Genomic DNA, 11,892 nt, shown 5'->3' with positions numbered 1-11,892 from the left:
GCCTGAGCCCGCGGCCCGAGACCGGTCGCAGTCCCCGCGATAGGTGGTCAACTCAATCACCTGGGGCGTGATCGGAGGAATCTCTTCGATGACTTGGCGGATGGGCCGCACATTGCATACAACATTGCATACAACATTGCATACAGGGGCTTCGCACTCCGGACAGCACGCGATGGGCACGTCCACGCGGGCATCGATCTGCGCGGGTTCTGGGCGATAGGAGGCCTCGTGTCCGCCCTTACGCCCGGGCCGCGATGGAGACGAGGAGCGCTTCTTCGCCTCCGTCCGAAACGGAGCGGCCTGCCGCTTGCCAGCGCGCTCGGCGTTATCGCGCTCGGCGTTATCGCGCTCGGTGCGCAACCGGCGGTTCTCACCGCTGAGCTCGCGCACTCGCTCACGCAGACGGTCGCGTTCGGCTTGCATTGCCTCCAGCTTCGACTGAAGCGCGTCGATCCGCTCCGCCTGCGCACGAACCAACGCAATAAGCACGTCGATCCGCTCTGCGTCGGACAGCTCTGCGTCAGACATCGCTGCGTCAGACATCGCCGCGTCAGACGCACCCGAGGCTCCCTGGAGCATCTCCAGCGCATCCTCCAAATCGGTATGGTCGGTATGATCTCTTGTATCTGCCATACCCTACAATAATAACCAGCGAACACAAACGCTAAACACGTACCCCTTCCCTGAAGGGGGACCGAGGGGGATGCAAAGTGATACGGGCCGTTTACTGGAGATGAAGCGTCTCTGTTTAAGCTGCTGCCCCCTCAACCCAACTCTCGCCCCGCTCGTCGCAAGGCACAACCAGCATAACCTACACTACAGCCCCTCTGCCTCGTGGCGCCAAGGGGTAGGGGCTGCGTCAACCCTCCCACGAGCGCGGCTTTCCTCTTCAGCCGTTTGCGATTGCGTTTGCTATCGGACCACAACCGGGTTCTCCTCTGACGTGCCGTTTGTGGGGCCGCTGTGCAGGCGCTTCTCGGTCTCGGGCACGGTGAAGAAGGCCTCGGGGTCGGTTACGGCATTGTCTTCGAGCACCGTGTCGATGACGCTGTCTACACGCTCGGCGTACGTGATGGTGATGCCATCGAGCGCCTCGTCGGCAATCTCCTTGACATCCTTCTCGTTCTTTTTGGGAAGCACCACGCGTTCGATACCCGCGCGCTTGGCTGCCAGCACCTTTTCCTTGATGCCGCCCACCGGCAGGACCAGTCCGCGCAGCGTAATCTCGCCCGTCATGGCCACAGTGTGCTTTACGCGGCGTTGCGTGAAAGCAGACACCAACGCCGCAAGAATGGACGTTCCTGCTGAGGGGCCATCTTTCGGAACGGCACCCGCGGGCACGTGCACATGCACATCCCAGTAGCGGAATGCGTCTTGCGGAATCCCCAGTTCATCGGCGCGAGCTTTCACGTACGAGAGGGCCGCCTGGGCCGACTCTTTCATCACGTCGCCCAGCTGCCCAGTCAGAATCATGCGCCCCGAGCCGCGCGAGAGCGACGCTTCGATGAACAGAATATCGCCTCCGGTGGGGGTCCAGGCCAGTCCCGTAGCTACGCCCGGCACCTCGGTGCGCTCGGCGACCTCCGAGAAGTACTTGCGCGCCCCAATGTATGGCTCAATGTCGTCAGTTTCGACGGTAGTCGATTCGATTTTTCCAGTGGCCACCTTTTTCACCACGCCCCGGCACACTGCGCCAATAGTGCGCTCCAACTGGCGCACGCCCGACTCGCGCGTGTAGCCATCAATGAGAAGCATGAGCGCGTCGTCGGTGAAGCGGACTTGGTCTTCGGTGAGACCGTTCTCCTCGATCTGACGCGGCAGCAGGTACTGCTTGGCAATCTGGAGCTTCTCGTTCTGCGTATAGCCATTGATCTCGATCATCTCCATCCGGTCGCGCAGCGGCGCCGGAATCCGCTCAATGTAGTTGGCGGTGGCCACAAAGAGCACCTTCGACAGGTCGTAGTCGAGTTCCAGGTAGTGGTCGTTGAAGTTGTCGTTCTGCTCGGGGTCGAGCACTTCGAGCAGTGCGCTCGACGGATCGCCCCGGAAGCCGCTGTCGAGCTTGTCGACCTCGTCGAGCATGAATACGGGATTGTTCGTGCTCGCTTTCTTGAGCCCTTGCAGAATGCGCCCGGGAAGAGCGCCCACATAGGTGCGGCGGTGGCCCCGAATCTCGGCTTCGTCGCGGACGCCCCCCAGGCTCATCCGCACAAATTTGCGTCCAAGGGCGCGGGCCACGCTTTTGCCGAGGCTGGTTTTGCCCACGCCGGGCGGCCCGTGCAGGCACAAGATGGGCGCTTTCATATCGCCCTTCAGTTTGAGCACAGCCAGGTATTCCAGGATGCGCTCTTTCACATCCTCCAGCCCGTAGTGATCTTCGTCTAAGATCGTCTCGGCGCGCTCAATGTCGAGTTGGTCTTCGGAGTATTCCAGCCACGGCAGATCCAGAATCCAATCGACGTAGTTACGCGTGACGGCGTAGTCGGGCGCGGCAGGATTGGTGCGTTCCAGGCGGGTGAGCTGCTTTTCGAGCTGCTCGCGGGCTTCTTCGGGTAGGTCTTTCTCGGCAGCGCGCTCACGCAACTCCTGAATCTCGCCGCCGCCTGCGCCTTCGCCCAGTTCCTCCTGGATAGCTTTGAGTTGCTGACGCAGCAGGTACTCGCGCTGCTGTTCGTCCACATCCGTTTTTACGCGGGAGCGGATCTCTTCCGAGAGCTCCAGTACTTGCAATTCCTCATTGAGTTGATCGAGGACTTTGTTCGCGCGCTCGGTGACGGGCCGCGTGGCCAGAATGTCTTGCTTCTTCTCGACCTCCACCTGCAAGTTGGAGGCGATGAAGTGGATCAGAAAGGTGGGCGACTCGATGTTCTCGATTGCCTCGGCGGCTTCGCTGGGCAGATTCGGCGACTTGTTCACGATCTGCACGGCGAGCTCCTTGATGGAGTGGATCAGCGCCTGAATCTCCAGGTCTTCGTCGGGTTTGGGGTCGTGCACAGCCTCCACTTCGGCCCGAAAGTACGGCTCCTGTTGGGTGTAGGTGCCAATCTCAATACGCCGCTTGCCCTGAATGACAATGGACTTGGAGCCATCGGGCATTTTGATGAGCTTTAGAATTTCGGCAACGGTGCCGACGTCGTACAGGTCATCGGGGGTGGGGTCTTCGACCTGACTCTCACGTTGGGCGACTACGCCAATCAGGCGGTCGTGCTCAAAGGCCTCGCGCACGAGCTGCAACGAGGTGTCGCGTCCTACGGTGATGGGCAAGACCACACCCGGAAACAGCACCGTGTTACGCAGAGCCAGGATGGGCAGTGTGTCGGGAATGTCGGCATTGCTCATCTCCACTTCCTCGTCGGGGGTGGGCAGCGGAATGCGTTGCTCCGGATCGCCCCCGGCATCGTCCATCGAGAATAGTTCGCTCAGGTCGAGTTCGGTCATAAAAGACGGCAGGTACACAAAGATAAGGAAGCAAGGATCGCCGCTGCCCGTGCAGCGGGTGCCCACGCGGCAACGTCGAGTTACGGAAGGGCACAAAGACCAGACCATCCCCCTTACGCCCGCAAGCCCCGACAGGTTGGCACCGTTGCCTGTCAGTTACGAATCGTTGGGCGAAGGCATGTCTGGCAATACCGTCGCAATGGCAGCCTTTAGGTCATTTGCAGTAAAGGGTTTACTTACCACGTGGTCCACATGCGGCAGGGCGGGACTTGTGTCGGTGTAGCCCGAAAGCAGCACCACGGCCAGTTCTGGATGCCGATCGTGCACGACCTCGGCCAGTTGGGCGCCGTTCATTTCAGGCATGCCAAAGTCAGTAAACACCAGATCGAAGGTGTTTCCTTCGAGTTCGTCCAGTGCCTCTTGGGCCGATGCGACGGGGTGCACCGTATGCCCCTGATGCGTGAGCAGCTTGTCGATCGTGCGGCGTACCATGGCTTCGTCGTCAACGACCAGAATGTGACACTGTGGCGTGTCGGGGCGGTCGGCATCAGCGGAAGCGTCCGAGGCGGTGCGGTCGGCACTGGGAAAGAGAAGCGTAAACGTGGTTCCCTCTCCGGGTGCGCTATCGACGCGGATGGTGCCATTGTGTTCTTGAACGATGCTGTATGTGGCCGAAAGGCCGAGGCCGGTTCCATCTTCGCCTTTGGTCGTGAATAGCGGTTCAAAGATGCGTGCCTGTACGTCCGGTTCCATCCCGACGCCGGAGTCGGCCACCTTAACCCCCACGACATCATTGTCTGCGTTGGTATCGCGGGTTGCATCCGCCTGGGTGGTGTATGTGGTGAAGCGGAGCGTGCCGCCCTCGGGCATGGCGTGCACCGCATTCAGAATCAGGTTCACGAACACCTCGCGCAGCTCCGAAGCCACCCCTTTGATGAGCGGCGGATGCACATAATCGCGCTCGACTTCGATCCGGATGCCCTTGCGACGCGGCTCATTGCGCCAGTATGGCTGTGTAAGCATGAGGCAGTCGTCGATAAGCGCCTCAATGTCGAGCGGCTCGATGTGCATCTCGGTGTCGTCGCGGATGTAGCGCTGGAGCTTCTGTATGAGCGACGCCCCATCCGATGCTGCGCGATGCACGGTCTTCAGCGATTGCTGCACATCGTCGGGCAGGTGGTGTAGCACGTTCGCCTCGCGCACCAGCTCCAGGTGTCCCATGAGACCGCTAAGCAGGTTGTTGAGATCGTGGGCCACCCCCATGGTCATGCGTCCAAGCGTTTCCATGCGGTGGCGCTTGGTTTGGGAGGGCACCCAGCTGGAAGGCTCAGCGAGCACCTCACCGGTAACCGTAATCGCATCGATGTGCGTTCCCTCTGATGGGGCATGGCGCACAGGAATCACGTTGAGTAAGATGGGCAGCGGCTCGTCGCGGCTGGGCGCCTGGGCCGACACAAGCAGCCCAGTAACAAGTGCGCCCGAAGCGGCTTCGTCGAGCGCCCCCACGGCCCGCTGCTGATCGTCGTCGGGCAAGCGCCCCCAGGGCGAACGTGTAGGCCCCATCACGTGGCGCCAGGCTTCATTGCAATGCAAGATGGTGCAGGGTGTGGTGGTGCGGGGGGCTGGTTTGGACTGGTGGCACGACCAGGTGGCTACAAGCAGTTCGGGATTCATGGGGAGGAACGCTTCGGTAGAGGGAAGGAGCGAAAGCCTACTGTGGACGCAGGCTGGTGCGTGGCGTTCTGGTGCGTGGCGTTCTGGTGCGTGGCTTTGGAGCCCACGGCATTTATAAGAAACGGAATACCCACCATCCAATACAACATGTGCTGTATCCTTTCATGAAATGTGGCGCTGACTCCTTGTGCGTGTGTTTCAGCATGCGAGTCTCCGCTTCAGAAGACGCCCTTTCGATTTGTCTCACCGACCGTCTAAACCATTATGTGGCACGATAGTGTTCTGGGAACCGTGGGCGATACGCCCCTGGTGCGTATCAATCAACTGGCTCAATCAGTGCCCTGCACCGTGCTGGGCAAGGTCGAGTTTTTCAATCCGGGCGGGTCGGTTAAGGACCGTATTGGCATCTCTATGATTGAGGACGCCGAAGAGAAGGGGCTGATTAAGCCCGGAGGCACCATCATCGAGGGTACAAGCGGTAACACGGGGGCTGGGCTCGCTGTTGCTGCTATCGCCAAAGGCTACCGCTGCATCTTCACCACAACCGACAAACAGAGTCAGGAGAAGGTGGATGTGCTGCGTGCACTTGGAGCCGAAGTGCTTGTGTGCCCAACCAACGTTGAGCCCGACGATCCGCGTTCGTACTACTCCACGGCGCGGCGTCTGGCTGAGGAGATTCCGAATTCGGTGTATCTGAACCAGTACGACAACCCGTCGAATGTGGCGGCCCACGTGGCCACTACGGGCCCCGAGTTGTGGGAGCAGACCGACGGGCGTATTACACATTTCATTGCGGGCGCGGGCACCGGCGGTACCATTTCGGGCACCGGACGCTATCTCAAAGAGCAAAATGAAGACCTCACCGTAGTGGGCGTCGATCCGTACGGGTCGGTCTTCCACAAGTACTTTCACGAGGGTGTGTTCGACCACGATGAGATCTACCCGTACGTAACCGAAGGGGTAGGGGAAGATATCTTACCCGAAAACATGGACTTCGATGTCGTCGATGATTTTGTGCAGGTCGATGACAAAACCACCATGCAGATGACGCGTCGCCTGGCCCGCGAGGAAGGACTCTTCATCGGACAGTCGTGCGGCATGGCGATGGCGGGGGCGCTGCAATGGCTCCACGACCACGAGGCCACGCTCGACGAAGACGACGTGGTGGTGGTCTTGCTTCCCGATTCGGGCTTCCGCTACCTCTCAAAAACCTACAACGACGAGTGGATGCGCAGCCATGGTTACCTGGAGAATCGTACCAACGTAACCGTAAAGCATGTGCTGGAGCGGCGTTCAGCGGATGCTCCGGTCATTGCCGCTGCGCCCGACGATACACTCGGCTCCATTATTGAGCGCATGACCGACAAGGGCATTTCGCAGATGCCGGTGCTCGATGAGGCGAACGAGGTGATGGGCAGCATCACCGAAACGCAGATTCTGAACGAATTGATTGCCTCGCCCGAAGCCCGCAACGAAGCCGTCAAAAACGTGATGGGGGATCCGCTGCCGGTGGTGCCGCCGTCGCTGCATTTGGAGCACCTGTCGGGCTACCTTGAGAGCGGGGCCGGTGCGGTCCTTGTCGAAGACGACGCTGTTTCGGGAGCCTATGCTGTCATCACCAAGAGCGACTTGATTGGCGCTTTGGCACAGACCAATGGCAACGGAGCGTCTTGACTTCGCCTCCCCCTGCCGCTTTGGGTAGTGGTTCCCCTCTACGTGATTGCTCTTGATTGCAGGCCTCCACAACCAGGCTCTCTGGAATCGTTTTGTGTAGATGGGGCTATCACTTACGGCTCAACCGCTACCCCTCTTTTTTCCCTCTTTCCTACTGTTTTGAAACTATGGCTACATTCAACCCGAGCGACGACGACTCCGAAATGAACATTGAGCTGACCAAGGAGGAGGCTGAAGGCACCTACGCCAACTTGGTGATGATTGCCCACTCGCCCGAGGAGTTCATCCTCGACTTTATTCGCGTGGTCCCCGGTGTGCAGAAAGCGCGCGTCAAGAGTCGGATCATCGTAACGCCGCAGCACGCCAAGCGTCTCCTTCGCGCGCTGAAAGACAATATTTCCCGTTATGAAGAAGCCCACGGCGCCATCCAGGAGCCCAATGGCGACGATGACGGCGGCAGTGCGCCTCCTATGAACTTTGGGGGCTTCCGGGGCAAGGCCTGATCATTCCCCCATCCGGTTGCTTCGTAGAGAAGCGATACTTCCCCCTGCAACCAGCGTGGGGATCAGCGGTCGCGTTTTTTGAAGTGCGGCCCCCGTCGCTTCCCAACAGCAAAAGGCCCGGTGCCGTGTGTGGCACCGGGCCTTTTGTGTTTGATTGCGCGTGTTTGCCAGAAACACCGCCAGCGTGCTACGTGCGGATGTTGCCTCCGCGAACATGGCATCCCCTACTTTTCGGCATCGTTGTCAGGAGCAGGCACGTCGTCAAGCTCGATGCCCGATCCGCCCATCAACGTGTCGAGATCATCGGGCTGGATGGTGCCTACGATGTTGATAAACAGCAGTCGCTCATCAGAAGGGTCGCTCACCATCATCGTGAGGCCGGCCACCTGGTCATCATTGTGACGCATGAAGAGGGATACGTTCTCGTTGTCTTCTTGCACCCGCATCACCTGCTCCCAGCCATCGTCGACGAGGTCATCCGCCAGGCGGTCGAGGAGGTCGTTATAGTCCGACAGTTCCACATTTTCGGTGGGGAAGCCGCGGACCTGAATGGAGCGCAGGTTGCGCATCAGGCGGCCAGCGGGGTCGTCCTCGCGCTGAGCGCGATTCTTTACCATGTCGAGCAAGGCTCCCTGAATATTGACCTCAACGTTCGGGCGCATGTCGAGGGCGCTGGTAAAGCGGCTGAGATCAACGTAGCCCGGGTCGTTGGTTACCGAATCCGACTGCGCCCAGCTGGCGGGGGCGGTCAGTCCGGCAAAGCATACGAGGGTAAGGGTAGCGGCAAGAACACGCAATGTACGCATGGAGATACAGAGGTTAAGGGGTAGCAGGCGAGGAGGCGTCCGGCGCACTGAAGAACGGACTCAGGGCGCGTTCCATTTCGCGTTCGGCTGTTGTGCTGGCGTCTTGGCTGGCGTCTGAGATGTAGGCCAATGCCCATTCCGCTTCGGCCTGGGCCTGGGCGACATCTTCATCGGTATAGGGGGCCTCGATATGAGAGGCCGTGGGTTCCGAGGTATCGTGCGGTGCGTCAAGAATGGGGTCGGCGATCAGCCACACGAGGGCGCCCACCAGGAGGGCAGCCAGTATGGTGCTGTACGCAGGCTGCGTGAGCACGTCGAAGGCAGCCGCAATGCGGTCGAGCCAGGAGGATCTGGAGGCGGTGCGAGACGCAGCATCGGTCTGCTGCGCCGTGGTGGGGGCCGGGGCGGTGGCCCGCACGGTTTGGTCGAGAATCGCCTCCGTGCATTCAGGGGGACACGCAGGTAGCGTGCGTTCGCGCAGCGTAGTGCGAATGCGTTCGGCATGGCGCACCTGCATCTTCCAGTGAGGCGCTGCGTCGAGGGCCGCCTCAAACCGGGCGGCCTCGTCGTCGGGCAGCGAACCATCTACATAGGCCTCCACCCGGGCGTCCATCCAGTCGTAAGGGGGGCGGTTCGGGTTACGTCGATTCATAGTCGAGTACTTCAGCCAGTTGGTGACGTAGTTTCTTGCGTCCGCGGTGGATATACACCTTCACGGTGTTGATGGGCATATCCAGCGCGTCGCTGATCTCTTTATACTTCATGTTGTGGAGCTCCCGCATTGTAACTACGCTGCGGTATGGCTCATCGACCTGGGCGAGCGCCGCATCGAGCCGTGTCTCAAAATCGGTGGCCTCCGCATCTGCATGGGGATTGGCCTCCCCATCGGGAGCGCGGTGCAGGTTCTCTGAATCAACCGTAACCGACTTGCGGCGGGTCTGGCGCTTACGCAGCAGGTCGATGCATGCGTTGCGTGTAACCCGCATAAGCCAGGCAATAGCGCGGTCGTCGTCGATCTCATCGTAATGGTTCCAGTACCGGATGAATACATCCTGTGTCACATCTTTGGCTGCGGCATCGTCCTTTAGGTAGGCGCACGCAAACCCATAGATGCGATCCTGATACTGGTGCACGTTTTCTGTAAAAGCGTCCACAAAACAGGGGAGTGGGTGATGGAGGCACAAGCCGACAAAAGTGGGAGCATCTCCCGTGTTCACCCGCATTCACGTACCGCCCGTACGCTTTGTTACAGGTATGGCCGGAACGGGCTATGACGTTCTGCTTAACCCATGTTTCAACACAGGGGCGGGCATAGATGAGGGAGTTGGGGACGTTGCTGCTCTGTCTATCGCCCTACGCCTTCCATTCCGTCTTGTAGCGAGTACAGAATACTCAGGTAGCTCTCGTAGCGCGCAGCGTGGATGGCCCCTTCATCCACCGCCTCCTTAATGGCACAGCCGGGTTCGTGGTCGTGCGTACAGTCGTCGAACTTGCACGCGTCGATGTACGGCACAAACTCTACAAAGAAGTGACACAGATCGGCGGGATGCAGGTCGAGGATGCCGAACTCGCGCACGCCTGGCGTATCCACAATGTGCCCGCCTTCGGGCAAGGGGTGCAGCGCAGCAAACGTGGTCGTATGGCGCCCCTTCTGCGTCTGCTCGCTAATGGACTTCGTTTCAATCTCCAGCTCGGGTGCAATAGCGTTGATGAGGCTCGATTTGCCAGCCCCCGACGGCCCCGTAACCACGTTCACCTGGTTGCGGAGCGCCGCGTTCCACGCCGCAACGCCGGTGCCCTCGATGGCGCTGGTGCAGTACACCGGATAGTCAATGGCCTGGTAGCGCGCCGCCACCTCCTTGGCCTGCTGCCGTTGCTCCGTATCCGCCAGATCGATCTTGTTAATAACGAGTCCTGCTGGAATGTTATGCATCTCCGCCATCACCAGCAGGCGATCCACGAAGGCCGGATTCAGAGGGGGCTGCTGCACTGCCTGCACCGCCCACGCCCGATCGATGTTGGCCACCATCACATGCTCTTGCTCCACACGCCGCCCCGCCGCACGGCGACTCAAGCGGTTGCGACGCTCATGGATGTCAACGATCATCCCCGTCTCCTCATCCGGGTTGTAGCGGATGGTCACCCGGTCGCCCACCGCCACCGGGTTGGTTACGTCCGAGTCTTCGAGGCGGAACTTACCGCGAATGCGGGAGGGGACCACTGCGGGCACCTCTGCAGGCGCATCAGCGACCTGTACCTCGTACCAGCTTCCGGTTGATCGCAACACACGGCCCTCGTAGGCAGGTGTCGTACTCATAAGCACACATCCAGCAAGAAAGAAAGCGCAGACCGTCCGGTTCAAAGCCTGACCCGGTCTGCTGATCCGCATCGGCGGCGCTGCGATACAGGACGGGGTTCAACGAACGGCATAGAGGGATTGCACAGGCGCTCAGTATGAACGCTGTACGGGATCTACAAAAGCAAGCCCGTCCACCCGGCTACCGTTCCCCCTCGTCGCATCGCTCCGCCGTGCGACGTGTGCCGTACAGGGGCTCTGCCCCGTTCTTTTGTGCCCACGGGCACCTGTCTACCCATTGCACGTACAGGCCCTGTAGTGGTCCTTGTGGGCCAATCAGTACCCCGCCCTGTTGCATACCAGCACGCTTTTATGCCTTCAGATTCCACCCACGATACGGCCTCGCGCCCGGAGCCGTCCAACAGAAGCGAGCGGCGCGTTGAGCGTTTTACATGGCTCGGGCGCGTGGTGCAGGTCAGTGGCATTGCGCATCGATGGTCGCGCCGCGCCGCGCACACGCTGCACGCCCGCACTACTGCCGTAGCCGCCCGCTCACGCAAAGCCTTCTACGAAGGGCTCGACCCCAACATCGACGACGCGACCGTTGTTGACGAAGACCCGCCCCGCTCGTAGCATACGTTGTAGCGTACGCGCGCTACAGGAGTACACTGTGGCACATGCAACGCATCCCCTCTGTCAAGTCCTCAACCACCATGCTTTCCTCTCGCCTGCTGTCTGTTGCGCTCTGCCTGGTGCTGATTGGCACCGTTGCACCTGACGCTGATGCTACACCTCCTGAAGACGACCGTGCTGCCACCGGTACCGTGCTTATTGCCGACAAGACCGACGACCTGCTTTACGTTGTGGATCGCGCCACTCGCAGTGTGGAGGACAGCATTGCGGTGGGACGCGGTCCGCACGAGGTGGCGGTACACCCAAGCGAACCGGTGGCGTACGTAGCCAACTACGAAGGGGAAGGCAGCATCTCGATTATCGATTTGGAGACGCGCACCGAACGCGAGCGCGTCATGCTGGAGCCAGACAGTCGTCCCCACGGCATTCAGGTGGATGCAGACGGTACGGCGGTATACGTGACTGCGGAGGGACAGCAAGCCGTGCTGAAACTCGACCCGCAGACCGGCGCAGTGCAGCGCACAATGGCTACGGACCAGGAGGGCACGCACATGCTGGCGCTGGGGGACGTGCACCTCTACACCGCCAACATCGGTAGCGGCACCATTACCGCGCTCGACCGCGATACCGGCAGCGTAGACGCGCACATTGCTACGGGCGAGGGGGCCGAGGGGCTTGCCCTCACGCCCGATGGCGGCGAGGTGTGGGCATCGAACCGTGCCGAAGACACCGTATCAATTATCGACCCCGAGACACTCGAAGTCGTCGATTCGTTTACGGTCGAGGGCTTTCCGCTGCGCATCTACATGACCCCCGACGGCAATACCGCACTGGTGTCATGTGCTCGTGCGAACGAAGTCGCCATTGT

10 protein-coding genes, 1 tRNA gene and 1 pseudogene are annotated in these 11,892 nt (G+C 60.4%); 5 read left to right on the top strand and 7 right to left on the bottom strand.

Features of this window, described 5'->3' with window-relative positions; translation table 11 throughout:
• The 3 genes and pseudogenes from R6U20_RS08390 to R6U20_RS08380 all read right to left on the bottom strand — a co-directional run.
• Positions 1-633 (bottom strand): annotated as a pseudogene (locus R6U20_RS08390) (hypothetical protein); the annotation flags it as partial.
• 279 nt (positions 634-912) lie between these two features.
• Positions 913-3,438, bottom strand: a complete 2,526-nt coding sequence (lon, locus tag R6U20_RS08385) for an endopeptidase La (protein WP_410337410.1) — start codon at positions 3,436-3,438, stop codon at positions 913-915.
• A gap of 156 nt (positions 3,439-3,594) precedes the next feature.
• Positions 3,595-5,112 (bottom strand): ATP-binding protein, encoded by a 1,518-nt coding sequence (locus R6U20_RS08380; protein ID WP_410337409.1) that lies wholly within the window; start codon positions 5,110-5,112, stop codon positions 3,595-3,597.
• Between the two features lie 264 nt (positions 5,113-5,376).
• On the opposite strand from R6U20_RS08380, the gene R6U20_RS08375 reads away from it, so the two are divergent.
• Together R6U20_RS08375 and R6U20_RS08370 are read left to right on the top strand one after the other, a co-directional pair.
• Positions 5,377-6,786: a cystathionine beta-synthase gene (locus R6U20_RS08375; protein ID WP_410337408.1), complete on the top strand. Its 1,410-nt coding sequence runs from the start codon at positions 5,377-5,379 to the stop codon at positions 6,784-6,786.
• 167 nt (positions 6,787-6,953) lie between these two features.
• Complete coding sequence (locus tag R6U20_RS08370; protein WP_410337407.1) at positions 6,954-7,289, top strand: DUF3467 domain-containing protein; 336 nt, start codon at positions 6,954-6,956, stop codon at positions 7,287-7,289.
• A 224-nt stretch (positions 7,290-7,513) separates the two neighbouring features.
• Here R6U20_RS08370 and R6U20_RS08365 read toward each other — a convergent pair whose 3' ends face one another.
• Entirely contained in the window at positions 7,514-7,951 is a 438-nt protein-coding gene (locus tag R6U20_RS08365; RefSeq protein ID WP_410337406.1) for a DUF4252 domain-containing protein, read from the bottom strand.
• Here R6U20_RS08365 and R6U20_RS08360 point away from each other — a divergent pair.
• Positions 7,944-8,023, top strand: a tRNA-OTHER gene (locus R6U20_RS08360). The genes R6U20_RS08365 and R6U20_RS08360 overlap by 8 nt on opposite strands.
• A gap of 85 nt (positions 8,024-8,108) precedes the next feature.
• On the opposite strand, the gene R6U20_RS08355 is transcribed toward R6U20_RS08360, so the two are convergent.
• The 3 genes from R6U20_RS08355 to rsgA form a co-directional block, all read right to left on the bottom strand.
• Positions 8,109-8,747 carry a hypothetical protein gene (locus R6U20_RS08355; protein WP_410337405.1) on the bottom strand — a complete coding sequence of 213 codons (639 nt, stop codon included), beginning with the start codon at positions 8,745-8,747 and terminating at the stop codon, positions 8,109-8,111.
• Positions 8,734-9,249, bottom strand: a complete 516-nt coding sequence (locus R6U20_RS08350; protein WP_410337404.1) for an RNA polymerase sigma factor — start codon at positions 9,247-9,249, stop codon at positions 8,734-8,736. The genes R6U20_RS08355 and R6U20_RS08350 overlap by 14 nt, the downstream gene beginning before the upstream one ends.
• A 191-nt stretch (positions 9,250-9,440) precedes the next feature.
• Positions 9,441-10,412, bottom strand: coding sequence for a ribosome small subunit-dependent GTPase A (rsgA, locus tag R6U20_RS08345; protein WP_410337403.1), 972 nt, complete (start codon positions 10,410-10,412; stop codon positions 9,441-9,443).
• A gap of 351 nt (positions 10,413-10,763) precedes the next feature.
• On the opposite strand from rsgA, the gene R6U20_RS08340 reads away from it, so the two are divergent.
• Complete coding sequence (locus R6U20_RS08340) at positions 10,764-11,024, top strand: hypothetical protein (protein WP_410337402.1); 261 nt, start codon at positions 10,764-10,766, stop codon at positions 11,022-11,024.
• Between the two features lie 80 nt (positions 11,025-11,104).
• On the top strand, positions 11,105-11,892 hold a 788-nt coding region (locus R6U20_RS08335; RefSeq protein ID WP_410337401.1), incomplete at its 3' end, for a YncE family protein.

Origin of the sequence: Longimonas sp. (assembly GCF_046498435.1) — a bacterium.
Taxonomy (GTDB): Bacteria; Bacteroidota; Rhodothermia; order Rhodothermales; family Salinibacteraceae; genus Longimonas.
The sequence above is the reverse complement of the archived record's forward strand: the minus strand, read 5'-3'. Positions and strand labels throughout refer to the sequence as shown.